Consider the following 25,452-nt stretch of genomic DNA (forward strand, 5'->3'; position numbering starts at 1 on the left):
CTATAGCTATCTAATTAAGCGGGACTGAGCTACTACCAATGCGCTAAAATTAATCGACATAACAAATTTTTAAATTGATAAGTTATAAAATCAAACAAAAAAACGGCAGCTACTGGCAGAAACTGGCTGGCTTATAATCGCCAAAGTGCCCAAGTTAACTGATCAGCCATGACAAGAATGAATTTTTTAATACCAGACTTTAATTAAAACAGGTACATTACCATCGGTAAACTATACTGCTAGATTAATTCACCACGTTTTTAAAGGACTAATAACAAAATTTATTTATTGCTTCTGCTTTTTTGTATGGCGAGCATGTGCATCCATTACATTCCAGATTTTTACCAAAAATAACCTGGATAAAGAGAAGTTATATAATGCGACTATTAGTCTTGGTATTAAATTTACTGGTTGGTTCGATATTGTTGACACAATCCACCCATATTTTGGCAGCCTCTATGGAAATTGAGGCTAATAAAAACAATATCAAGCGGGGAAATGCCTCGCACTTACGAGTAAAAAATAAAAAAAATCAATTATCTCGTGTTAAGCAAAATAACTTAACAAATCCGGGTAATGTTTGGGAGCGTATTCGTATCGGCATGAAAATCCCCCGGCCAAGAAAAGTTGAGGCAATTTCAAATCAACTCCTTGTAAATAACAATATTTTGCCTGTGCGATCATTTACCGAGAGGCGTCTTCATACTCGCATTAGTATTAATCATGAAACGATTACGACTTTAAATACCCATATTATCTCAGCGCCAGATGACCGTATCAACCCGACACCACACTTCACTGTAATAACTCGCTCACAACGAGTGCTTGCCCTACAAAAACTCAAACTGCCAGTAACGGCCTCTGCACCTGTTGATAAATCCACGCCTTATGGCCGCCTTAAACTTAACGCCACTCTTTCTTCAAGAATTCGTGATAAGGTAGAGTCACAAGAACAATCAGTTTCATCAAGAAGCAATACCTTGCATGAAGACTCTGCCTATCAAATACAGTCTCACTCGGGTATTGAATTTCATCCAAGACTGCACCAGCTTGACCTTAAAAACCCAAGCGATCCCCTTATCAACAGTAATTTACCACCACTAAAAACCGTCAAAACGAATCTGCCTGATAAAGCGGCCATAACGGCTTACACTTCTGCGCAAGATTCAACAGTTTTAACACCAAACCACGACAAGGAAGCGATTAAGTATGATCGGGTTAATAAACATGTGGTTTGGTATACGCAACACCACGATTATCTGCTTCAAGTCAGTGAACGCGCACGCCCGTATCTTTATCACATCGTTGAGAGCCTTAGTGAGCATAAATTACCTTATGAACTGGCTTTATTACCCATTGTAGAAAGTGCCTATCAAGCCACCGCACTATCCCCAAAAAGTGCCGCAGGATTATGGCAGTTTATTCCAAGCACAGGGCATGATTTTGATCTGCCTCAAAGTGAAAAGTATGATGGCAGACTTGATATTACCGCCTCTACTCAGGCGGCAATGCGTTATATGTCATTTTTAAACCAGCATTTCAAAGGTGACTGGTTACTGGCTTTGGCTGCCTACAATTGCGGACTGGGTGCTGTCGATAACGCAGTTAGTCGTAATATCGTCGACGGTCTTGATACCGATTACTGGTCTTTACGCTTGCCTGAAGAAACGCAGGAGTATGTACCCCGTTTACTGGCATTATCCAGCATATTTGCCAATCCTGATGCGCATGGATTAAAGCTTGCCCAGGTTAGAAATGAACCCTATTTCGTTAAAGTTAAAATAGAGCGTAAACACGATATTGACTATCTGGCTGAAAAAGATTTTAGGGAGGTCGCACAACTTGCCAATCTCAGTTATGAACAATTTAGTCGCCTTAACCCTGGCTATCTAAACTCCAAACTGGCAGTTAATGGACCATTTACCTTGCTCATGCCGGCGGCTAACGCCAATCAATTGCATCAACAACTGGCCAGTATTGCTCAATTTATGAATAAACCGCCCACAATGGCAGCAATTAATGGCCCCTTAAAGAGAAGAGCGCCATTAATGTTTGAAGGGCAAAAAACCGTATTATCCCGGCTTATTGATTTATCATCTGTTAAAGATAAAAATCCGGTATCTGTCTCTGAGCCGTTCTTATCACTTATTTTAAATACCAATCAAACAACACCACGTTTGGCAACCCAGTCTGGAATATCACCCATTGATTTAAACCCGGATACAAAACGGGTAGAAAAAAATATATAGCTATGCATTTACCAAGATACTAAAAATTTCTCGCTAAAATAATAATGCGAAAAAGTGCTATTACGGGAAATACTGCACAGGGTTACTGGCAATGTCTCGTGCAGCCAAAAATTGCGCATAATAGTTACGAGAAGCAAAACCGAACGCTGGACCAGTATAAGTCTTTACGATATGGGTAAAGTCATGGCCAACTTGATTTTGTGCCCGTTTCATACCTCCGATGCCGTGATTATAAGAGGTAATCGCCGTGGGCCAGTCATGCAGCTTACTGTAAGCATAGCTCAGATAGCGGGCCGCGCCGATGGCGGAAGCAAAAGGATCAAGGCGTCGATCAACCCTGTTACCTGCAGGCATAAAAGTTTTTGCTGCACCTTTGGTAAATTGCCACATACCCACGGCACCGGCAGAAGATTTTGCCGCCGGTTGAAACGACGATTCGACATGCGGTAAATAAGCCAGATCTTCAGGCAAACCGGCATCACGGAATATTTTTCTAAATTGCATGTTATAACGACGACTGATATCGAGTCCATGTTTAAAGCGTTCCCGGATTCCACGTTGCGACCGCACCCGCTCGGCGGCACCGTTTAATACGCTGTTAAGTTGCTTACCGGTACTTTGCAGTTTGGCAATTATTTGCTTGTCAGTAGTATTCAACTGCGCGTTGTAACGCAACTTACTCTCCAAAACCGTTAATTGGACTTTCCAAAAATCACGGTGCTGATTAACTATTTCTTTTTGCTCACTGGTCATGCTTTCGTCGACATAGCCGGGTAAATCGATAACCTCGTAAATGACATCTAAATAGCGGTCATCATGAAACGCTACTTGCGAGCGATGCCAAAGCGTATAGGTTTTTCGCCAGAACTCCACAGCAGGCTCCAATTCATCAGGTTTTTGAAATATGCCGGAGCGAGACGATAGTCCATAGCCTTTTTGCGGAGTAGTCACACGAGGTTTAGTCATGGTTCGGTCTGCCATGGCGTTATCATACTTGGTCGTAGGCGCAGTGCTACTGCAAGAATTTAACAGAACGACAATGGCCGGCAATAGCCAAATGCGCATAATTAATTGATTCATTTGTTAGTAAATTAATCCAATATCGACTGGTTTAAAGAGTGTGTTTTGCATGTTTAGATCAATTTTAATACAAATTTGAGGTGAATTTAAACATCCAAAACTCACGCATTAATAGGCTTGCACTTTTACTCCAGTTTTTAAGATGAAGTCAAGAAATTTGTTTTTACTTGGTTTTTTTTCAACATAGCCAACTCGCCAGTATTTTTTGGCATCAACCTTATTTCAGCCATGATTACCGTAAATATTTTGCTATGATGGATAATCTAACGTACTAAACGAAAAAGTAACCACCCGTAAGAGCTGAACCTGTCTATAATTAAAACAGATATGCGAATATGACAACCCAAATTAAAATCTTTCGCTATTTTCTCACTTGCCTACTGACAGTAGCCAGCATTTCTATAGCACTGGCCGAGATTAGCTCATGTAAAGAAACCAGCGATACGCATATCTGGATCTCGCCCCTTAACCCTAAAACCGATGAGCCGGTCAAAATCATGGCCGTATCCACTGACGCCCCATTGTCGGATCTGACCCTGATAGACAGCCAAGACCAGCGTATATCCTTAAAATATAGCCACCGAGGTGGTCCACCTTGGAGTCTAAACGGCGTCTTGAAAAGACTCAACGAAGGAACTTATCGGGTAGTAACCAGCCGGGATAATCAGTTTACCGCCTGCCACAAATTCACCATTGGCAACGAAAATACACAGAAAAACGCCAATTCGTGGGGACTTGCCACCGAAGCCTTTTATTCTGCCTGGATCGAAGCGTTGTTTGATGCTCCGCTGGAAGAAAACCTGAGCTTCCCTTCCCTTAAGCCGGTGTTAAGCAACAACCAACGCAATTTCCTGCACAACCATCTCGGTCTTAATGAAGACAACAGCCTGGCACTGACACCTGATTGCGCAGATCTGCCCTACACCTTGCGAGCTTATTTTGCCTGGAAGGTCGGCCTGCCAATCGCCTTTCGCACATGCGGGCGTGGCGCGGCCAATACCCCACCGCATTGTGGAGCAGCCAATATCAAGACCGAATTCACCCACGGCATCAGCTCACCAGCCAGCTTCAGGCTTGTCAACGAGCAATTAGTAAATACCGTTCATTCAGGGTCGCTCCGAACCGGACTTGAGGACGAGTCCACAGACCTATATCCCATAGCTCTCAGTCGTCAGTCGCTTTGGCCGGGGACTGTCTATACCGACCCCTACGGCCATGTCCTGATACTGGTTAAATGGGTGCCGCAGACAACGACTCAGCCTGGTATCTTGCTGGCCGTCGATGCCCAACCAGATAACTCTATTACCCGAAAACGCTTTTGGGAAGGCACTTTTCTATTTGCCAACCTTGCCAGTGCCGGCCCCGGATTTAAGTCTTTCCGGCCCTTGGTTCGCAGAACCTCAAACGAGTTTCGGACACTCTCCAATGACGAACTGGTCGACAACCCAGGCTTTACGCCCTTTTCTCTGGAACAGAATCAACTCTCTCCCGATGATTTTTACACCAAGTTAGACAAACTCATCAACCCCAAAGGTCTTGAAGTAAAACAAGTTTACGAAGCGACCCTGAACGCCTTGGTGGAACAAATCGAGACGCGCGTAACCTCCGTAGACAACAGCGAGGCATATTTTCGCAAACATCCCGGGAGCATAATTACCATGCCTGACGGCGCAGCAATTTTTCAAACCATCGGCCCTTGGGAAGATTATTCCACGCCATCGCGCGACATGCGCCTTATCATCGCTATTAACGTACTAAAAGGATTGCCAGAAAAAATCACGCGCCATCCCGACTTGTTCCTGATAAACAACAGGGATCCTGCAGACGCACAGGCCGAAATTGAGCAGCATCACGCAAGGCGTATCCAGGAACTCAGCATACACTATACGCGCACCGACGGCAGCTTGTGGGAGCTATCTGTAGCCGAGGTGCTGGCACGAAAGCCTGCCTATGAAATGACTTATAATCCCAATGACTGTAGCGAAATACGATGGGGTGCAAAGCCGGGTACGGAGGAGTATTCCACTTGCCGCCGTCACGCACCAGCAGCACAGCACACAAAAATGGAGCATTACCGGCTTTGGTTCCGCGAAGCACGAAGACCGACACTATGAAATACTGTTGGGGTTACGGTACTATTTCCATTACATCCCGGCATCCCGACTAATTTCTACCGAAAAATACCTGATTCATCAATTTAAACCAGCTAAGCGATAACATCTCCCTGATTAATATTCAGGGCTATAGCTATGATTAGTCAGCATTAAAAACCAGAAACTAACCCCGCCGCCAGGAATGAAAACGTTCCAGACAATGAAGTAAACCTTGCGGTGCGTGCTCTCGCTTCCAGACTCCGGCAACATATTTATTGGCTTCTGCGAGCGTCGGGTAGATATGGATCGTACCTAATATTTTATTTAAACCGATGCCGTATTTCATTGCCAATACAAACTCGGCAATCAAATTTCCGGCATCTTCACCAACGATGGTAACGCCGAGAATCTTGTCTTTGCCAGGCAACGTTAACACTTTAACAAAACCGTGTGCCTCGCCATCGGCGATAGCGCGATCCAGTTCACCAATATGGTAAGTCGATACTTCATAGGCGACGCCTTGCTCTTTTGCCTGAACTTCGTTTAAACCAACCCGCGCCACTTCAGGATCGGTAAAAGTGGCCCAAGGTATCACTGAGTAATCGGTGCGAAACCGCTTAAATTGACCAAACAAAGCGTTCACAGACGCATACCAGGCTTGATGGGCAGCTACATGGGTAAACTGATAAGGCCCCGCGACATCGCCGCACGCATAAATATTGGGATAATTGGTTTCCTGAAAGGCATTGATCGCTATAGTTTTTTTGGGTGATAAAATAATATCCAACGCTTCCATCCCATAACCTTTAACATTGGCAACACGACCTACAGCGATCAGCACCTGATCAAAGGCAATGCTGACCAACGACCCTTGGTGATCAGTAATCAGGCGTTTTTCAGTATTTTCAAGTATAAATTCCTTGGCAGTATGACCAAGGCGTAAATCAATGCCTTCCTGTTCAAAACCAACCATAACTGCTTGCGATACTTCCAGGTCTTCACGACCTAATAACTTTGCAGCCTGCTCGACAATAGTCACCTTACTGCCCAGACGGGCGAAACATTGTGCCAGTTCGCAGCCAATTGGGCCACCGCCAAGCACCAGCAGACGCTTGGGTAATTCACGTAGGCTCCAGATAGTATCCGAAGTAAGAGGATCAATACTGTCAATGCCCGGTATTGATGGCAAAAACGGAGTTGCTCCGGCGGCGATAATGATCGAGCGCGTCGTTAAGGTTTTTATACCGGCATCGGTACTAACCTGAACTTCCCACGGAGAAATTATTTTGGCTTCGCCACTCACGATATCGACGCCAAGTTGAGTATAACGCTCAATTGAATCATGCGGCTCAATGGTTTTGATCACTGATTGTACCCGATTCATTACCTCGGCAAAATCAAATTCTGCCTGCGCCTGTTTGATGCCAAATTCTTGCGATCGCTTAAGCTGCGCCAGCCATCTGGCTGAACGGATCAGGGCTTTGGATGGTACACAGCCGGTATTAAGGCAATCGCCACCCATTTTATTTTTTTCAATCAAGGTGACTTTGGCTTTTACGGTAGCTGCGATATAAGCCGCAACCAAACCACCGGAACCGGCACCTATCACAATGACATTATTATCGAAACGCTGGGGCTTTAACCACTGATCGTAAATTTTACGATTTTTTAAGACTTGCACTATTTTTTGAGCCAGCAAAGGAAACAACCCTAATAATATGAACGAGCCCAGTAATACTGGCGACAATATCCCGGATAGTGAGTCTATTTTAGCCAACTGGGTACCGGCATTGACATAAACAATAGTACCCGCCAACATTCCAATCTGACTGACCCAGTAAAACGTCCGTGTTTTCAGGGCTGTTAAGCCCATCGCCAAATTAATGATGAAAAATGGAAATAGAGGTATCAGACGCAGCGTAAACAAATAAAAGGCACCCTCACGGTTAACACCTTCGTCAATTTCTTGCCAACGCTCCCCAAATCGCGATTTAACGGTATCCCTAAATAAAAACCGTGCCGCCAAAAATGCCAGCGTTGCACCAATGCTGGAAGCAAAAGAAACAATCACCGTACCCCAAAATAATCCGAACACCGCTCCACCCGCGAGAGTCAGTACCGTAGCGCCAGGCAGCGACAAGCCGGTAACGGCAATATACACCAAGCCATAGATGATAATAGTGAAACGAGGATTGATCATGCGGAAGGCTTCGATAGCTGCCTGCTGCGATTTTAAGGCCTCTAACGTCAGATATTGCTGGAAATCGAAAATAAAAAAAGCCAGCAATAAGGTGCCAATAATTATAAGTAACAAAGTTTTTGATACTTTCATAGCGCGCTCCCTGTTTTGTTCAATAAAATATCGACTAAGAGTTCAGACTCTTTAACAAGATTGAACATACATGAATTCCTTTTGAATAAAATTAATAACGTAAGTTAGTCGATTAATAAGCTATTTTCGGCTTTCGCCTTAAAGGAATAATAAACGAGATTTAACCGGTGTTGCCGAATTTAAATTTGCTCATTATTGGTACAGCATACTCAAATGCTTGCTGGTACTTGGCTGGCTGATAAGTAAAATAACAATATACACGTTACAGAATTACAGGCAAAAAAAAGGCTTATCAAATGATAAGCCTTTAATTTTATGGCGTCCCCAAGGGGGTTCGAACCCCTGTTACCGCCGTGAAAGGGCAGTGTCCTAGGCCACTAGACGATGGGGACTAAACTGGGTTTAGTCTGGCCTGATAAGGCTATCCATAAAGGATAAAACTATAGATTTTTATTAACAAATAAAAACCGGTCAATCATTAGCTATTAAAATGGCGTCCCCAAGGGGGTTCGAACCCCTGTTACCGCCGTGAAAGGGCAGTGTCCTAGGCCACTAGACGATGGGGACTAGAATTCTAATAAACTTTTTCTTTTTTTGGTGGAGCCAAGCGGAATCGAACCGCTGACCTCAACACTGCCAGTGTTGCGCTCTACCAATTGAGCTATGGCCCCAACTAAAGAACGAGGATTATATAGGATATATACGTAAAGTCCAACACTAATTTAAACTTCTTATGTAGATAATGGCTTTTTCTATTCTGGCCAAGGTTTTTTCTTGTCCCAGCAATGATAAAGTAACATCAATTGCCGGCGAAACTGCCGATCCACAGATAGCGACACGTAAAGGCTGAGCGACTTTACCCATATTAAGTCCCAGGGTTTCGGCTAGATTGACAATAATTTCATGTACACTCTCACCAGTCCAGTCAGTGACTGCTACCAGTTCATCGTGCAAACTGGCTAAAACATGGTCTGATCCCACTGTGAAATTCTTTTTAACGGCTTTTTCATCGTAAGATTCAAAATCCTTATAAAAATAAACACTGGCAGCGGCCATATCAACCAGCGTTTTGCTACGTTCTCTTTGCGCTCTTACGATATTAATCAATTCCGGGCCATCAGCAGGATCAATATCCAACTGTCCCATGTGCCAGCTTAAATGGCGTGCAACATGGGCAGGGTCGCTATTCATAATATATTGATGGTTTAACCACAACAACTTTTCCATATTAAAAGTAGATGCCGACACATTAACATCATCCAATTCAAAATACTCAACCATCTCATCCATGGAAAATATTTCCTGATCGCCATGAGACCAGCCCAATCGCACCAGATAATTTAGCAATGCTTCCGGCAGATAGCCGTCATCACGAAACTGCATAACGCTGACCGCGCCATGACGTTTGGATAAGCGCGCACCGTCAGCACCCAAAATCATGGGTAAATGCGCATACTTTGGCAACTCGGCACCCAGTGCCTTAAGAATGTTCATCTGTCTGGGCGTGTTATTAATATGATCGTCACCTCGAATAACATGAGTGACTTTCATATCCATATCATCAACAACAACCGTTAAATTGTAAGTTGGCGTGCCATCAGCTCTGGCGATAATCAAATCATCAAGTTCTTTGTTGGCAACGACAATATCGCCTTTAACCAAATCCGAAATAGTAACAACACCATCAACCGGATTTTTAAAGCGTATAACTGGCTCCCGATCTAGTTGCGACTCGTCTGAATCCCTGCATTTACCGTTGTAACGAGGCTTTTCTTTATTGGCCATTTGCTCGGTGCGCAATTGTTCCAGCTCCTCTTTGCTGCAGTAACAATAGTAAGCATCGCCCTGCACCAATAACTGCTGGATAATTTCCTTATAGCGATCAAAATGATGGGTTTGATAAAAAGGCCCGGCATCGTAATCCAGCCCCAACCACGACATACCTTCCAAAATGGCATTAACCGATTCCTGTGTTGATCGTTCCAGATCGGTGTCTTCAATCCGTAGAATAAATTTACCGCCATGTTTACGCGCATAAAGCCATGAAAACAAAGCGGTACGCGCACCACCGACATGCAAATAACCGGTTGGACTGGGGGCAAAACGTGTTGATATAGTCATAATGATAATAGTTAATTATTTGGTTAATAAAATTCTGTTTAGGGGAGTCACTATTTTCCTAACAACGTCATCCAGGGCTTCCTGCTGGGGATGACACGAAGAATTACACTACTGCTATGCCTTCCGGCGGTCTCAGACGCCCTGCTTTACTCTCTGGACACCCAACAAGGGGATATCCAGAATCATGCACGCAATGGCTTGACGCTGTTCGGGACACTCCGATATTTTCACTACGTTAACGCTTCGTGAAGACATCTACGTCCTGCGCTGCTGAGAACTATTTTCCACCACTCTCCTGTTCGTTTCGTTTCCGGGAAAACAGCACCGGAATTGGTTTAGAAAAACTTATTCGCAGCGTTTGATAACTTAAATACAACAACATCCTTGGCAAGGTCATTTTTTTCTAAAATAACCATCAACGCAAAAAATTCCTTTATCTGCTTGGCTTTTAAGCCGCCATTTTAACATCGTTTTTTACACTTAACTCGGGATCATAACACCGCTACGAAGTTATCTAAATCTCAAGTATCTGCACTCAATACCTGCAACCGCTTCTCCATAACCAACGCGCTTAGTCTATTATACGCAAACTCCTGCAATAAAACTGGCAACCTGCCTGTCAATTGCTAATGACTTTGTTAATACCAAAAAAACTCGGGTAATTATATAACTTAATTAATTAACGCTAAACATCAAAACCAACCGGCTATTTTAATTAAATCAAGACAATGCTAGAATCCAAACTCATTCGATGATACCGCATAATATTTACCTCATTTTGATCGTTTTATTATTAAAAATAACAATAAGGGGATTTTTCAATGCAAAAAATACTAAAAACAGCTACATTCGTTGCAGCCCTGATACTCTCAGGCTGTGCCTCACAACCTGTAAGTACTTTTGAAACCTTTCAAGCCCAGGACTTGAATGGCTTGCTATCTTCCGGCCAATATGTACAAAAAGCAGACAATTTTTTTGTTATTAATGACTCTTCATCATCAATGGCAGATGAATACCTGGGCGCAGGTTACCCTGCCCAACCAAGTCCCACAAAATTCTCGGTTGAAAAAGAAATTCTTAACCGTATTAATCACACAATTCCCGACTTAAAATTAACGTCAAGTATCCGCAGTTTTGGCTTTGGCGATTGTTTGTCCTGGGGATTTACCCAACTTAATCAGGCTCCTGCAAGCTACTCAAAACCGGTTTTTGGCAGTGGCATAGATGCATTGACTTGTGCCAGTGGAGGTTCGCCCATCGCCAGTGGAATTGAGGGCACAACCGAAGATTTATCAACAACAGTCGGTAATATTGCTGTATTAATACTCAGTGATGGTCACGATCTGGACTCGGATGGTGTTAATGAACTTCAGACCTTAAAACAAAAGTACGGCGACAGACTCTGTGTTTATTCTGTTTGGGTAGGTAATCAAGAAGAACAATCCGGCATAACTTTGTTAAATCAACTGGCTAATATTTCTGGCTGTGGATTTGGCACAACGGCTGACAGAATTTCCAGCTCTGGCAACATGGCTAATTTTGTAAAAAGCATTTTCCTGAAAACCGGCACTCCCATTGCTGCCGACTGCTCGACGCTTGACTCAGATGCTGATGGTGTTAACGACTGCATTGATAAATGCCCTAATACAATACCCGGAGCAAAAGTTAGCATACTGGGCTGCTGGATTGTTGATGTGAAATTTGACAACAATAAAGCCGATATTAAACCAGAATACTTTCAAAACCTTGACAACGCCGCCAAGCGTATACAGGAGCATCCAGAGCTGTTAATTGAAGTACAAGGCCATACCAGTAAAACAGGCTCATTCCAGCACAACATGAAATTATCCGAGCGCCGCGCCTTGGCTGTTAAAAACTACCTGATTAACGGCACTCATTCAACCAATATCACTTCCCGTGGTTATGGTTGGACTCAACCGATCGACACCAATGAAACAGAAGCCGGACGTGCCAACAATCGCCGTGTGCAACTGGAAGTTAATGGTCAAGCCCAACAACCTCTAAATCCTCAATAACCCTCATCATCACTACCAGACTGAATCCTCTTAAAATTATTAACAGTTTCAGTCTGGTAGAAATCATTTTGGAAATAACCTTAGTTATTTATTGCACAGTAACAAGCTTGAACGTCTGCGTGACAGACTGAAAAAATCAATTATCCGTAATCTTCCTGGAATAAAACCACATCTGATAAATGCTGAGCAGAATTTGCAGGCCCATGGACAAGCCCATTAACGCACCGCTATAAACAACTACATAGGCAAACGCAGGCGTGGATTTGGTAATAAACCAGGACAAAATATCCAAAAGCATGGCAGCAAAAGGTATGACCACCGCGACTCTTTTTACATAAACATTAAGATCACAGAGCAAAAACATTTTACCTATAAAAAATAGAATAAAGGCAATGCCAAATAAATGAATATGCGACACACGAACCAAAGTAGGAATTGTTGCACCACCGGCATGCGCAACCTCTGATACCGTCGCATAATGCGTTAAATCCGGTAATGATGGATTAATACCAGGTGTATGACACAAAATACAATCACGATTTAAAATCGGAACGATTTTTTCGTTATATTCCGGCTCGTTGGCGCCACGTTCTATCCATTGCAAAATGACATCCTTATCGCTTTTATATTTTAAATTGGATTCCATAATCCCGTTAATTGCCGTACCCAATTGTGTTTGATTACTTGATCCATGATAACTAATGACTACATCTTCAATAGACAGCCCTGCTTTACCGTCAAGCCCTTGATGGGTGTAATACATATTCGCAAGCGCCATCAGGTAACCCAAGCCTATGGTTAACAAAAACACCGTATTTAAAATTCGTTCGCTAACCGAAATATCTTTAAAGCGAGTATAACGTTCTTTGACCATAATATTTTTTATGCAATGAGTATCGTTGTGAAATTTTCTAAAAGCATAGTTATAGGCAAGATCATTTTACCTTGCCCATACTTTGTATGATGCGTAAATAGATTCGGCAAAAACAGTCAGGTTAATTGAACTTGGAACGTCAACCAGCCATTTACCATGAAAGCATTATTATTATTCTGGTCATCAGTATTGGCACTCTTATGTTGAGAGTAACCAATATACCGCAAACTAATACGAAAATTCATCAGATATAAAAACGACTTGAATTTATCAAACGATACAGACAACAAAGATGCCTGATATTTTCGATATACTTGCAACTCATATTGCCGTATTGAGCCAAGTAACTATTCAAAAAATGTTTTACCAAAAATAAAATACGCAGATATAAAACTGCTGAAAGTAAAACATGCGACTAAATAGCTGTATGTGGTGGCGGTATTTTTTTATTATTCTAACAATAATAATTTTTATCGTCAGTTATCTACTATTAAAAATTGACGAATAAAGATCCCATTATCAGGTGATGCATGGTGTTGTTGGTATGCGTGTTATCGTCCAAATATTGATTAAGATAACCGCCTTCCGCTCGAACGCTTTTATTGAAAGTCCAGCCCAGGCCTGCAAAGGCACGGTTTTGATCAAAACCGGACTGGCCACCGGCCGGTGTTGAATTGACTCGTATAAAAAACTCGTCCCAAGTAATCAAACTTAAGCGCGGCTCAAATTGCAAAGGATGCATCAATCGAATCATCTGCCGTGGACGAACCCTAACCTGATCACCATTACCTGGTATAAAATTACTTTCAATCATAGTTCTAAAACTAAGAGTTCCGATACTGGTCGGCATGACATAACGAAAACCAGGCCAGACATCTTGCTGGGATTTAGAATTTTTACCAACGTTTTGGGTAGGCAGCCAGGTGTAACCAGCCCAAATCGTGGCGCGATCACTCAATGAATAACCCACCGCAGCCCTCGCCATACCTTGATACCAATGATTCCAGTTATCGTCCCATCGGGACTGTCCCTCCACCCAGACACGCGCCTTTTCCAGGCTTGGATCTACAACTTTCAAACTACCTTCTGCAACAACTTGCATCCAACTACCCGCATCCTGAAGTAAATCATCGGGTGGGGGCGTTGCTGCCATGTTGGCAGAACTAAAAATGGCTACCAAAATGCCCAGTATTTTTATTTTATTATTCTTCTTCATGAAAGCTTACTCTGTTATTTATTAGCGCTAAAAATCCAACCTGTTTTTTAAATCAAATTGAGCACTGGGTTGAACGGGTAATTTTATTATCAGTGCAATTGCTGAAACTTGATAAAAATACGGGTAAATTCATCAAGACCCCGAAGGTGATAAAGCCGCTATAAAACGACCAATATAGCTAGATGCTATTTTTAGCACTATAGGAGGCATCAATTGTGAGTATTTATCATGCATTATTCGAGGCTTCCATATAATCGGAACACCTTGTTGAATGAACACGGGTGGTACCTTGTGTACATTAATTATGGCGGGCGGATAAGAATAATAGGATATAAAGTCAGTCGAACCATAATCCTTCAAATTCAAGCCCTGTTGCGCTATTTTATGGAATTTTTTTTTCATATTATGTCTCTCGGTTAAAGCCAAATTAATTTATTAAAAAGAACTTTTAACTTAAAGCCATTTCCGTGCCAACTTTGAATAATCAAAAAAACATGAGTAATATCAATCTTAACGACTAAAAAATAGAGTCTACAAATGAAGCAAAAAAGTGTTGCTGGTTCAAATAAGCCGTTTAACAAAGGTTCTTTTCAACTGCCAGCAGTTTTATAGTCGATTTCATAACCACATCCAAGAATACTCAGATGACTAACACGCCGTTAATGTCTACATTGGAATTTACCAGCACCAGAGCTTCTGATAATGGTAAATTCTTTACGGTAAAACAGTGCTACCCTTATTAAGGGTATCAATGCAAACAGGTACATTTTTTCAATCGTGTTTTTTAAGGACTGACTACCGTAGCAATGGCCTGAAGTTTTCATTTTTAAATCATGGATGAAATTAAACACCTGATCGTATTTTTATTTCGAAGGCGCGGGTGGCGGTGACCCGGACGGTGGTGGTGGAATATGTAAGGGTGGCGTCGCAGCTGGAAGAGCGGATAGCCCGGAAAATTGTCCTGACACCGGAACCTGATGGCCTTTCGCATACATACATTGATAGTAAGTTGTAGCCCACTAAAAACACGCAACCACCTGTTATTTAAGCACTTATTGTTTAAGAAAAAGAAAGTTTTGTATCAAAATTCTCTGACAGTTCTTTGATACTTTATAAAGCATAACCCATGCCCTGCTATCAAATCAATTTTTACCAAAAAAGGACATTGCTTGCCGCCACAAAACAGGCTAAAAATTAACCGTTAGTCTATACAAGAACATGCATAGGAATCACAAGCCCTTATAATACGGGGCTTGTAGACTGACAGGCGGTTTTTATTCTAGTTTGGGTACGCCTACGGGTACACTTTCAAATATGGCTGTTTGTTTTCAGGGCAGATAATTAAAATTATTATTGACTTCTCTGATTTACGGATTGGCTCAAATGACATTAAGAGTCACCTTTACAACCCTTGTTGGCACAGGTGGGCTATCATTATTTAACTTTATACGAACCTATTTTATTGCCGCAAAACATTTCCCACACACCTTCTTGATTTTCAGTTGAACTTGAAATAAATCGAGTAAATCCTGAGTAAGCACCATAACTATTCTTTGAATTAACTTCGCCGCATACAACAGGGTACCCGCTTTCAATCCTAGATATAAATACGTCTCTGAATTTTGCGCTATCCACATCTTTTAAATAATGTTTAAGTATATATATTTGATTTTCAATAGAAACAAAGTCTTTTTTAGTGACCTTATCAGCCGCCGCCGCTGTCGACATCAGTACAGCGGCGACTAACGCAATTATTACATATATTCTTTTCATCTTTTTTTTGCTTTGATTACTTTAGTTTCCGTCTATGAGGGTCGGTGGTTTTTGTACCACTAACCCTCATACCCCTTTAATAAACCATTAAAAATCCTTTTATTAATGACCACGATAACTAGACTTGAAGTCATAGCGGTGATCTTTAGGAGGTGTGGTCATCATACAAATCCTGAACAACTCCTCTGTTGACTGCTCTCTAGTGTAGGATATTGGTAAATCATAAGCCAGACCAATATAAGTTCTAACGTCTTGTTCTGGGTTCACAGTAGCGACCACTTGACTAAAAGACTCACCACTCTTTCGCAAAGCAAAAGCAACTCCGCCCATGTTAGATAATTCTTTACATTGGCGGCTATCATATTGCGCCTTCGTCTCTATTGGCTTAGCCAGACCAGCACATCCAACAGATGTTAATAAAACAACTACAATTGGTAAAATTAACCCATTATTTTTCATAAAAATTTTATATAGGGTCTGTAAGCCCAGAAAGTTATCCATACAAGATGGTTACATTTTTGAGTGTAACTCATTAATGTAAATATATGATTACAAAATAAGAGGTTTTTCATTTAAAGCATCATTCCAATTAAAATAGATTTACAAACTGTAAACGACCGTTTATAATTTGTAACAGGTTAACACAACAGGGCAAAACTAATGAAAGCAATCATCTACACAAGGGTATCAACAGCCGAACAGGGAAAATCAGGTTTAGGCTTAAAAGCGCAACTTGATTCAGTTACCGAGTTTTGCCAAGCTGAAAATATTGAAGTTGTCGCCCACTATGAGGAAACCGAAACCGGCAAAGGTTCTAATGCTTTGGATAAAAGACCGCAATTAGCAGAAGCGTTAAAACATGCTAAAAAAATAGGCGCTCACTTAGTTGTCGCCAAGCTTGACCGCCTAAGTAGAAACGTGGCGTTCATATCAAGCTTGATGGAAACCAAAGTTCCATTTATTGTGGCTCAACTCGGTAAAGATGCCGACCCCTTCATGATGCACTTGTACGCGGCTCTATCAGAAAAAGAGCGTAACCTTATCAGTGAACGAACCAAAGCCGCGTTGGCTATCATTAAAAAAGATCCAACTAGATTACCGCTAGGCAACCGAACCAATTTAGACGAAGCGCGGGAAAAATCGAATGCTACTAACAGGCATGAAGCGTCAACTTTTGCCAAGACCGTCATAGACACTATTCAACAGTGTAGAAATCAGGGTGACTCTCTTCCAGCTATCGCGGCAAAGCTAAATAGTATGGGAGTTAAGACAAGACGCGGCGGTAAATGGTATGCGTCAACAGTAACGAATATTTTGAAGCGCGCTTAGTTAACCAAGCCCTATCCTGTACTCAATAAGCCACTTAATTAGTGGCTTTTTTTATGACTAAAATAAATATGGTAACGTTACTATGTTGTGGTAATATATCAACTAAATTAATAAGTTAGAGTTTAAGCAATGAAATTAATCGGTAAAAAAGCCCTATCCCCTAAACAAAAAATGCAACGACAACGAATGAAAGCCGCCTTTAGAGTCCAAGCCGCAGAAGAGGGCGGCTGTAAATTACTGCTAACACTGATAAACAATAGCCAACTGCTCACATTAGCGAAGCTTTATTCCCTAGCCAATAAGAACCCCAACAGGGGGAATCAAAAGATAGATGATAGAAAGTTAGAGGATATTATTTATTACGGCTTAAAGAGGTACATAGAAACCTTTAAAGCTGAGTTGGCACAATGGGAGGGCATACCATCAGATTTAATTGAACTCTGTGATTCAACAAATTACCCGCAGGACTTTAACGCCTTAAGTGAAGCACAAATGAACGCCACAAAATTATTTAATGACTGGGAACGGTCACAACAAAAGGAAACAAACCAATGATTACAGCAACCAGCACAGCCAATACAGCCGCAACCCTGCGAGAAGTAGAAGATGACCTATTCCCATCAAACCCTTACAACCTTACGATTGCACAAGCAGTCAGATTAATCGATAGATTGCACAGCGCGGTTATTGATAGCAATGGCTTAACTGATATTGATACAGATTACAGGGGGATGTTACAAGAGATTATTAGATTTGATTGGACACCAGACGCTATTAAGCGTGGGGTTAAGCGCGGTAGTCGTATCAAACACGGTTACTTAAATTGTAAGCGATCACCACGCGGTAAAAATTGCAGAATCTTATTTAGGGAACAGGAAGTTATTGAATGGTTTGAAGCTAACATTAAGCCTGAACTGTTAGCAAGATCAACCCACGCGCTACATTGAGCCATGCCTGTGAAACCTGCCAGAACGGTTAAGACTACGGATGAAATAAAGCAAGCCGTTGTCTACAGAGACGCGGGGTATAGTCTCGCTTCAATAGCGGCTAAAACATCTATAAGCCCGTCCACTTTGAAGCGCCATTTTTCAAAGCTGGGGACATCTAAGGGCGCTTTGACTTCTCAGGCGGTTAACGATGCCAGATTAGAGTTATTGAATGATGGCGGATTTATATCAGACCTCAAGCAACAAATAGCTTCTTCATTGCTGGACGATCTGCAACAATCAAAGGATTTAAGGGAATCAATCGCAGTCTGTTTAAGCGAGTTGATGAACGATGCCAATGCAACAGCGGCTATGAAAGCGCGTTCGCTTGCCAGCTTATCAACTTCTTTGGTTCTAAGTCAAAAGATGATGCGCCTTACATTGCTTATCGATAAGCAAGAGGTGGAGCAATCAGAGTTGCCGAATTTATTTATCTCAGAGCTAACCGGTGATGATATAGAGGTGATGCGGTAATTGTCAATGTAGTTGTCGCCTCGACGGTTAAATCTTACTCTGGTTTGTTTTCTAAATAATCACTTCCTTGGTAGCATTTTTTTGTTTAGACCTTGTCTGGGTTAAGGTGGGCTGTCTGGATTTTTTCCCAATTACGGGAACTTCCAGTCCAGCGTTGCGGATGTTTAGCACGTGCTGCTTCGTAGACGACTTTACGGTTATCCAGAAGCTTGTCGTCCAAGCCTTCATGGCGTTGCGCTGGAGTAATAAACCGAATAGCGCTGTGACGATGCTCATGGTTGTACCATTCCACTAAGCTTGTGACCCACTGACGCGCTTCCGTAACATCGGCGAACGGCTTTAGCGGATAGTTAGGACGATATTTCAAGGTCTTAAACAACGATTCTGAGTACGGATTATCGTTGCTAACCGATGGCCGACTAAACGAAGGCATGACACCCAGTTGTTGCAAGGTCGCCAGCATAGTCGATCCCTTCATCGGACTGCCGTTGTCAGAATGCAGGATAAGCTGTTCTGCCTGTATCCCTTCACGATGACAGAGATCACGTAACAATTCGCCAGCCAAGGCGCTGTTTTCTTCTTCATACACCTGCCAACCGACGATCTTTCGGCTGAAAATATCAACAAATAGATACAGATAGAAAAACTGTCCACGGATCAGTGATGGCAGATAAGTAATGTCCCAACTGTACAGTTGATTAGGTGCTGTAGCACATGCCGCGCGTGGCTTTGTTCGTGTTTGAGCCGGACGTTCGCTACGCCGATGGGTAAGCTGTTTTTCCTCGCGCAGGATGCGATAGAAGGTCGACTCAGACGCCAGATAGCTACCTTGGTCGGCCAGTCGTGGCACGATCTGACTCGGTGGCAGATGACCAAATTCATCTGAATTAGCGACGATCAGCACCTCGGCACGCTCGATTGCTGTTAGTTTGTGTGGCGGTTGATAGTCACGCAAGGGGCGTTGATCGCAGTGAATCGTCTCACCTGTCTGCCAGCGTTGTAAGGTACGCTCACTAAGTCCTAATACTTCACAGGCTTTAGCTTGACGTGCTCCCGCAGTTACTGATTCATTAAGTAAAGCAATCACTTGTTCGCGCTCTTCGTGGCCAGTCATTCGACCTCTCCCCCCAAGAGCGCCCGGAACTTTTTTTGCAGTACCAACAGCGCTGCGGCTTCTGCTAAGGCTTTGTCTTTACGCAATAAATTGCGCTCAAGGCTTTGGACTTCTTCTTTCAATATACGCAGGACCCGCGCTTCTTCACGCTTGTCTACTAAGTCATCCTGGCGGCAGAAATCAGCTTTCCATTGTTCCAACTGATGAATAAAAACGCCGCGTTCACGACACCAGGCATTTAAGTCTTCACCGATCAAATTATAGGTTTTTTGTAAAGCAGTAAAGCGTTCTTCAGAGCTCCAATCTTCGGGACGCTTTGATTTTAGCGGTGCAAGTTTGACGTCCTGTTCCTTCTGTTTCATCCAAGCCTTCAAGGTTGTTAAATGGATATTCAATTCGTTTGCGACGGACTGAACTGATTGGTCATTACTACGATTGTATACTTTTACCAGGGCCTGCTCTCTGAAGCCTACTGAATACCTTTTATATTTTTTCATTTCTACTCTCAAATTTTATTTTTTCTTAAAAGTTGAGGCGACAACTATTCTGACGCAGGGGGTGATGCGGAAACAACAACTTGACGCTTATGGCATAGACTCAACAGACTGTATAGATTTGGAAGACAACGAGGTAATGGAAGAAGGTTGATAGGTAGGTAAGCGTTGACTTAACGATGATCTTATAAAGACCCTACAAAAAGGGGGGTAGTCTTAGAAGGGAGGTTTAAACATCGGTGATCAAACCCCCTTTAACGGGTGGTGATTTTGAGATTTCAAAATTCTGGGAAAAACATATACAAAAAAGCCGGTCATTACTGTGACTCTAATCACTAAACCGGCTTTATATCAGCAACCCTCCTACAGACAGCAAGCATATTATATCATGAACACGACCACCGAATTAAGCACAATTTCAGACCAAAAAAGCGTAATTCCAACCCAAAAGTGGAACAGAGTAGAAAAAAGAAGATCAAGAAAAAGGAAAGAGTTAAAAGCCTGTATGCCAGAAGCGGCAAGGGCTACACTGTTTGACATGAAACGCGATATTGTTAACCCTGATTCTTTATCTGTAAGTAAAGCTTACACAGTTAATGCTACTAACCAAAGCCACTATAAAGAAACAAATATCAAAGTTTTCAAGCATTGCTTCTTTAAAGAAAACCAACCGGAATACCCAAGACTTCCATCACTCCATAAACTTTTTGTAGCTCAGTTTATGTTAAATAATGCTTTGCCTGAAACAATAGACGATGCATTAGAGCAACCAATATCAATACCTTTTGTCCTACGTTACAGCCTAGAACAGCAAGGACAGACCCAAAGACAAATAAATAAAAAAATTTGCCGCGTTCTAGGTTCTGTTGACGTTTCACCTCAGCCATAAAAGCACCGAGGAAAATGATAGCATCCCCATGTAATTAATAGCTTTTTTCTCATATCGTGTAGCAATTCTGCGATAGTGCTTGAGCTTACCGAACATACATTCAATGGCATGCCGCTCCTTATAATGCCAATAATCGCACTCAATATCTTCTTTTCGGTTCGATTTAGGTGGGATAACCGCTTTTATTTCACGACTGGCTAACCACTCCCGCAACTCGTTCGTGTCGTAGGCTTTGTCTGCTAAAACGGCTGAAGCATTAACATTTTCCAATAAAGATATGGCTTGCTTGCATTCAGCCTCCTGCCCGCCTGTCAGGATAAATTTGATGGGCATGCCCAAGCCATCACAAAGCGCGTGAATCTTACAACCAAATCCACCTTTGGAGCGCCCAAGTGCTTCATTCTCAGCAGAACTATATGCCGCTCCAGCTGCGCAGGCATGTGCTCTAATAACTGAACCATCCATGGAAACATCTTGTAAATCAGCGTCTTCAGCAAGATGACAGAGAATTTCACCCCATATGCCATTGATACACCAACGTGAAAAACGCTTGAAGATGCTATTCCATTTACCATACGTTGACGGTAATACACGCCACTGTGCTCCCGTACGTAATATCCACAAAATGGCATTAACAAACTGCCTGCAAATATCGGGTAAACCGATATGAACTCCAGGCAATTTTTTTAAGCTTGCCAAAATACGAGTCCACTCTTCATCACTTAATGTTATCCGCTTCATTTCATTCAAAACGACTTATTCTACCGGATTGGTGAAACGTCAACAGAACCTAACAGAAACATTAAACAGACCCCCTTTATTCTGGGTCTATCCTGAGCACGATGATAAGCAACCCGAAGTTTTAACGCACGTTAACGGTGAAATATTAATTTTCCATCACGAGTACAGAAAAGTTATAAAAGCTTTCCTGAAAATTCACGGAAAAAACAACCCTGACGGCACGATAAACAAAAACATAAAAGGCAATAGGATAATCAAGACATCAAGCGATGACAGCGAGGAAAACAACGCTGACGGCACGAAAAACAAAAAAATGCAGGGTAATAAGATAATCAAGACATCAAGCCATAACCGCAACCGGTGGGCGGTTAAAGTATCGCCATTCTACTCAATCTTTAACTGGGTTAGCTACTCAACAAAGCAACAAGTAAAGAGCCGTACTCAGCACATGTTGGAGACCCCTAGAAAGCCGTACCAAGATAAAGATAAGCTGGGGTACATATCGGCGGAATTGAAGCGCCAGTCAACCAAATTTTACCAAGAAAATGTCCGGTAAAAAAAGACGATAAGTCACCACTGACTTACCGCAACCTATTGCTTTTCAATGAATTTTTACATTGCCGGCAACAAATAGTTTCTGCTACAGTAAGCCCTCTAAAAATCAAATCAGGCTTAAAAAAATGAGAACCCAAATAATTACACTTGAAGACTTATGCAACATCTTGGAAGCGGCAACCATTACCGCCACGATTGATCAGGGCTTTATGATAAGCCACACGATTGTGCATCCAGCCTTAGGCAAAGTCCAAACTGTGCAGGCAGATAATAATTGCCTTTTAATTTCCCAGCCCTAAGCATTAAGAAGTGTTAGACGGAAACGCCAAACCATAGTCTAACGCTTCAATGATGCCTTTTAGTTCCATTAAATTATTCCCACCGTCTCCGATTATATCAACATCAATATAATTGAGTGTTACGCTAAAGTCTTTACCGTTTTCGTCTGTTACTCCGCTACAATGTCCCACTATTGGCTGTATTCTACCCATTGCATCCATTCCACCAATACCGGAATTTTTCAGACCCAAAACAAGATGCGACATAAAAGACCCACGCAAGCAATGCATACCTAAAACATTTTTACCTATTGTTTTGTCATCGTACAGACCAACGTTTTTTAAATGATTTCTAAAAAAAACGATAGCATCATAACTGGCTCTACCTAACTTGGGTTTAAAATCATTAAAGATGCGATCATGCCCCAATGCCTTGACCCGATTAACATAATCCAGCAATCCACATTCAATCAGCTTTGAGTGAATCGGAACTTTACGTAAGCTATGTTTATTCTTAGAGGATTTTATAAGCCCCTCACCGGAATCATCCTCAGTTAAGTTCAGATACCATAAACCGCTAACGCTATCCTTCAAAATATCGGTTTGTGGATTTAGCTGGCAAATCTCATTAACACGACCGCCTGTAAATAATCCCAACATAGGTAACCAGAATTTATGCGGCTCTTCAACAGCGTAGCCCCTCATAGTAACGCAACACATCAACCGCTCAATCTCATGACCCCATAACGCCCGCTGTTTGTTTTCACCTTTAGCCCGTAACCCTCCAAAGTCTTTATAGTTAATATGCTCAACTGATAGGTTCAAATTGTAGGATGCATAGTTAGATTTTAGGAATCTAAAAAATTGTCTCGCAGCGCCAAGATAAGTTTGTTTAAAAGTCGTTGCACCCATTAGTACAGCACCGGATTTTTCACACTCAACTATACGCTCCTGCAATGACAATTTGCCAAAAGCATCAGAGTGACCACCCCGACCACCAGGACACTTAACAAGCAGTTTAAAAAAATTATTGACCGTATCTTGATTGATTAGCGTAATAGGAACATCACCGGCATAAGGGATAAATACATTTTTAAAAGATTCGAGCTTTGCCCTGCTCTTTAGATGACCCGCGAAAAATTCACCATAGACGACCGATAATAACGGGGCGTTACTATCTATCACCTTTTCATTAATTGGGACTTGCTTGGTAGATACGATGCTTGAAGAAGTTAGTTTATCAAAAGCATCCGCTTTGATTTTATAACTCAGTGCGTCCAACTCTTCACGATGCCTTATCATCAATGCAAGATTATCATTCTGAAGATCATCAATCTTTATTGCTGTACGAACTTCACGACACATCGTATCAACAGCCTTTCGTTTGGCATTAAGTTTTAGCAAGCGGCTAGGCTCTTCATTCTCAAGGCTATCAAGTGCCTCACTCAACAACACATCATCAATGGATTTATTTTTTATCATTAGGTTATCAAGACATAAGAAAAGTTTTTTTGCCTCACCAGCAAGTTTATAAGCGGCTGGAATTGCATCTTTACGGTTTTGAGTGCGTAGGGATTGCGTAAACTCAGAAGTGTTTAGGATTAGGCGGAAACGTTCAGGAACAGACACGCGAAAATAGAGCGTGTTACCTCTTCGGTATAGGTGCGAAATTTTGGACATTATAACAGCTCTTTTGTAACACGGTTTTGTAGCAAACCATGTAGAGCCTAAATAACGCGCGGATTGATAAACATGCTCAGAAATTATCTTTTAAAATCAACCGCCTTTAAAAACAGACCTTTTACAAAAGATAAATATCGTAAAAAAAGAAAGCATTAAAATCAGTCACTTAGCTAGGCATACAAACATTGAATATAAGCTATATCGAAACGCTGCTGTACAGTGTTCATAGAGCTGCCGGCAATACCTGTACCAACAAGACTGCCGGCTATTAAACCGCTACCGGCACCGATGGCAGCACCGCTCCCACCGCCGAAGGCTGCGCCTGCTGCTGCACCTAACGCTGTACCAACTACAGCACTGGTGACGCCACTTTTCACTCCGGCTTGATTGGCAGTAGTACCACCAACCTGAAAAGAAGCGTATTGCTGACAAATAGCATCGTCGTTACGAAACTGCTCAAAAACCACACCAGTGCCGGGAAGCACCATAATACTTGGCCCATTGGGTAAACCGGCACAACCGCTGATGGCCAATATAATCGTGGCCAAAAACACGAGGGAAAAACGTAACATGAATAAACTCCTTAGCGAGGTGCAGGTGGTATCGGATTAACTTGTTGCCAGCCAAGAGGACATTCCTTAACATAAGGATAATAGCCTTCGGGGTTATTACAGTAATACCAGTAACCCGCCGGATATTGTTGCTGTTGAGGCGGTGGCGGAGGCTGCTGAATGTAAACTGGCGGCGTTACCGGTATGGTAATTACAGTTGGTGGATAATAAGGATACCGATTAGGGTAATAAGGGTAAATCGGCGCATTTAAATAAAAGCTATAATTAGAACGACCGCCATAACCATAAGCACCGCCATATCCGCCCCCATAATGTCTACCATCATAACCATAGCCTCTTCCAGCCCATAAAGAGGGACTGGTTATCGATCCAAGCAAAACAATGACCCAATAGAGCACGGAAATTTTTTTCATATAAGCCTCCATTCCGCTTAAGCAGAACGCATCAAAAATGTGAATCCGACGAAATGACGCCAAAAAAGTTCAAGTTATAGCATTATGCCCTTGTTTTATAATCAGGGATTATTTATATCAATATTGAGATATAATTGCCCTCCTCCCTCG

At 42.2% G+C, this 25,452-nt stretch carries 22 protein-coding genes, 3 tRNA genes and 1 pseudogene; 10 read left to right on the forward strand and 16 right to left on the reverse strand.

The annotated features are described in order from the left end of the window. Nucleotides 1-377: 377 nt before the first annotated feature. Nucleotides 378-2,249, forward strand: coding sequence for a transglycosylase SLT domain-containing protein (locus KKZ03_RS18165; protein WP_243218185.1), 1,872 nt, complete (start codon nucleotides 378-380; stop codon nucleotides 2,247-2,249). A gap of 60 nt (nucleotides 2,250-2,309) precedes the next feature. On the opposite strand, the gene KKZ03_RS18170 is transcribed toward KKZ03_RS18165, so the two are convergent. Beyond that, a complete protein-coding gene (locus tag KKZ03_RS18170; protein ID WP_243218186.1) occupies nucleotides 2,310-3,329 on the reverse strand; it encodes a lytic transglycosylase domain-containing protein in 1,020 nt (339 codons plus the stop codon). Nucleotides 3,330-3,943: 614 nt separating this feature from the next. Here KKZ03_RS18170 and KKZ03_RS18175 point away from each other — a divergent pair. Then, a complete protein-coding gene (locus KKZ03_RS18175; protein ID WP_243218187.1) occupies nucleotides 3,944-5,443 on the forward strand; it encodes a hypothetical protein in 1,500 nt (499 codons plus the stop codon). 163 nt (nucleotides 5,444-5,606) lie between these two features. On the opposite strand, the gene KKZ03_RS18180 is transcribed toward KKZ03_RS18175, so the two are convergent. From KKZ03_RS18180 to KKZ03_RS21860, 6 genes are all read right to left on the reverse strand, one after another. Continuing rightward, nucleotides 5,607-7,754, reverse strand: coding sequence for an FAD-dependent oxidoreductase (locus tag KKZ03_RS18180; protein WP_243218188.1), 2,148 nt, complete (start codon nucleotides 7,752-7,754; stop codon nucleotides 5,607-5,609). Nucleotides 7,755-8,070: 316 nt separating this feature from the next. Beyond that, nucleotides 8,071-8,146 (reverse strand) — tRNA-Glu (locus KKZ03_RS18185). A gap of 99 nt (nucleotides 8,147-8,245) precedes the next feature. After that, a tRNA-Glu gene (locus KKZ03_RS18190) sits at nucleotides 8,246-8,321 on the reverse strand. A 28-nt stretch (nucleotides 8,322-8,349) separates the two neighbouring features. Beyond that, nucleotides 8,350-8,425, reverse strand: a tRNA-Ala gene (locus KKZ03_RS18195). Nucleotides 8,426-8,471: 46 nt separating this feature from the next. After that, nucleotides 8,472-9,875, reverse strand: a complete 1,404-nt coding sequence (gltX, locus tag KKZ03_RS18200; protein WP_243218189.1) for a glutamate--tRNA ligase — start codon at nucleotides 9,873-9,875, stop codon at nucleotides 8,472-8,474. Between the two features lie 132 nt (nucleotides 9,876-10,007). Beyond that, nucleotides 10,008-10,130 (reverse strand): hypothetical protein, encoded by a 123-nt coding sequence (locus tag KKZ03_RS21860; protein WP_256451982.1) that lies wholly within the window; start codon nucleotides 10,128-10,130, stop codon nucleotides 10,008-10,010. A gap of 566 nt (nucleotides 10,131-10,696) precedes the next feature. Between KKZ03_RS21860 and KKZ03_RS18205 the strand changes: the two genes are divergently transcribed. Further along, entirely contained in the window at nucleotides 10,697-11,911 is a 1,215-nt protein-coding gene (locus tag KKZ03_RS18205) for an OmpA family protein (RefSeq protein WP_243218190.1), read from the forward strand. Nucleotides 11,912-12,047: 136 nt separating this feature from the next. On the opposite strand, the gene KKZ03_RS18210 is transcribed toward KKZ03_RS18205, so the two are convergent. The 4 genes from KKZ03_RS18210 to KKZ03_RS18225 all read right to left on the reverse strand — a co-directional run bounded on the left by KKZ03_RS18210 (nucleotide 12,048) and on the right by KKZ03_RS18225 (nucleotide 16,233). Next, entirely contained in the window at nucleotides 12,048-12,785 is a 738-nt protein-coding gene (locus tag KKZ03_RS18210) for a hypothetical protein (RefSeq protein ID WP_243218191.1), read from the reverse strand. Between the two features lie 490 nt (nucleotides 12,786-13,275). After that, a complete protein-coding gene (locus tag KKZ03_RS18215) occupies nucleotides 13,276-14,001 on the reverse strand; it encodes a DUF2490 domain-containing protein (RefSeq protein ID WP_371744759.1) in 726 nt (241 codons plus the stop codon). A gap of 1,434 nt (nucleotides 14,002-15,435) precedes the next feature. Then, entirely contained in the window at nucleotides 15,436-15,774 is a 339-nt protein-coding gene (locus KKZ03_RS18220; RefSeq protein ID WP_243218192.1) for a hypothetical protein, read from the reverse strand. Nucleotides 15,775-15,876: 102 nt separating this feature from the next. Next, nucleotides 15,877-16,233 carry a hypothetical protein gene (locus KKZ03_RS18225; RefSeq protein ID WP_243218193.1) on the reverse strand — a complete coding sequence of 119 codons (357 nt, stop codon included), beginning with the start codon at nucleotides 16,231-16,233 and terminating at the stop codon, nucleotides 15,877-15,879. 201 nt (nucleotides 16,234-16,434) lie between these two features. Between KKZ03_RS18225 and KKZ03_RS18230 the strand changes: the two genes are divergently transcribed. From KKZ03_RS18230 to KKZ03_RS18245, 4 genes are all read left to right on the forward strand, one after another. After that, nucleotides 16,435-17,103, forward strand: a complete 669-nt coding sequence (locus KKZ03_RS18230; RefSeq protein ID WP_243218194.1) for a recombinase family protein — start codon at nucleotides 16,435-16,437, stop codon at nucleotides 17,101-17,103. Nucleotides 17,104-17,232: 129 nt separating this feature from the next. Further along, nucleotides 17,233-17,658 (forward strand): hypothetical protein, encoded by a 426-nt coding sequence (locus KKZ03_RS18235; protein ID WP_243218195.1) that lies wholly within the window; start codon nucleotides 17,233-17,235, stop codon nucleotides 17,656-17,658. Continuing rightward, nucleotides 17,655-18,050 carry a hypothetical protein gene (locus tag KKZ03_RS18240; protein WP_243218196.1) on the forward strand — a complete coding sequence of 132 codons (396 nt, stop codon included), beginning with the start codon at nucleotides 17,655-17,657 and terminating at the stop codon, nucleotides 18,048-18,050. The genes KKZ03_RS18235 and KKZ03_RS18240 overlap by 4 nt, the downstream gene beginning before the upstream one ends. Nucleotides 18,051-18,059: 9 nt before the next feature. Further along, entirely contained in the window at nucleotides 18,060-18,563 is a 504-nt protein-coding gene (locus KKZ03_RS18245) for a hypothetical protein (protein ID WP_243218197.1), read from the forward strand. 85 nt (nucleotides 18,564-18,648) lie between these two features. Here the strand turns inward: KKZ03_RS18245 and KKZ03_RS18250 are convergent. After that, a pseudogene (locus tag KKZ03_RS18250) lies at nucleotides 18,649-20,174 on the reverse strand (IS3 family transposase). 385 nt (nucleotides 20,175-20,559) lie between these two features. On the opposite strand from KKZ03_RS18250, the gene KKZ03_RS18255 reads away from it, so the two are divergent. Further along, on the forward strand, nucleotides 20,560-21,060 hold the full coding sequence (locus KKZ03_RS18255; protein WP_243218198.1) for a hypothetical protein: 501 nt from the start codon (nucleotides 20,560-20,562) through the stop codon (nucleotides 21,058-21,060). Here KKZ03_RS18255 and KKZ03_RS18260 read toward each other — a convergent pair. Further along, nucleotides 21,046-21,801: an IS5 family transposase gene (locus KKZ03_RS18260; protein ID WP_243217187.1), complete on the reverse strand. Its 756-nt coding sequence runs from the start codon at nucleotides 21,799-21,801 to the stop codon at nucleotides 21,046-21,048. The two genes, KKZ03_RS18255 and KKZ03_RS18260, sit on opposite strands and share 15 nt — an antisense overlap. Before the next feature lie 31 nt (nucleotides 21,802-21,832). On the opposite strand from KKZ03_RS18260, the gene KKZ03_RS18265 reads away from it, so the two are divergent. Together KKZ03_RS18265 and KKZ03_RS18270 are read left to right on the forward strand one after the other, a co-directional pair. Continuing rightward, on the forward strand, nucleotides 21,833-22,357 hold the full coding sequence (locus KKZ03_RS18265) for a hypothetical protein (RefSeq protein ID WP_243218199.1): 525 nt from the start codon (nucleotides 21,833-21,835) through the stop codon (nucleotides 22,355-22,357). A gap of 124 nt (nucleotides 22,358-22,481) precedes the next feature. Then, nucleotides 22,482-22,655 (forward strand): hypothetical protein, encoded by a 174-nt coding sequence (locus KKZ03_RS18270; protein ID WP_243218200.1) that lies wholly within the window; start codon nucleotides 22,482-22,484, stop codon nucleotides 22,653-22,655. 3 nt (nucleotides 22,656-22,658) lie between these two features. Here the strand turns inward: KKZ03_RS18270 and KKZ03_RS18275 are convergent, their stop codons facing one another. From KKZ03_RS18275 to KKZ03_RS18285, 3 genes are all read right to left on the reverse strand, one after another. Further along, nucleotides 22,659-24,314, reverse strand: coding sequence for a DUF6538 domain-containing protein (locus KKZ03_RS18275; RefSeq protein ID WP_371744760.1), 1,656 nt, complete (start codon nucleotides 24,312-24,314; stop codon nucleotides 22,659-22,661). A gap of 173 nt (nucleotides 24,315-24,487) precedes the next feature. Beyond that, nucleotides 24,488-24,889 carry a glycine zipper family protein gene (locus KKZ03_RS18280; RefSeq protein WP_243218202.1) on the reverse strand — a complete coding sequence of 134 codons (402 nt, stop codon included), beginning with the start codon at nucleotides 24,887-24,889 and terminating at the stop codon, nucleotides 24,488-24,490. A gap of 11 nt (nucleotides 24,890-24,900) precedes the next feature. Continuing rightward, on the reverse strand, nucleotides 24,901-25,302 hold the full coding sequence (locus KKZ03_RS18285; RefSeq protein WP_243218203.1) for a hypothetical protein: 402 nt from the start codon (nucleotides 25,300-25,302) through the stop codon (nucleotides 24,901-24,903). Nucleotides 25,303-25,452 lie beyond the last annotated feature (150 nt).

The organism is Methylobacter sp. S3L5C (genome assembly GCF_022788635.1).
GTDB lineage: Bacteria > Pseudomonadota > Gammaproteobacteria > Methylococcales > Methylomonadaceae > Methylobacter_C.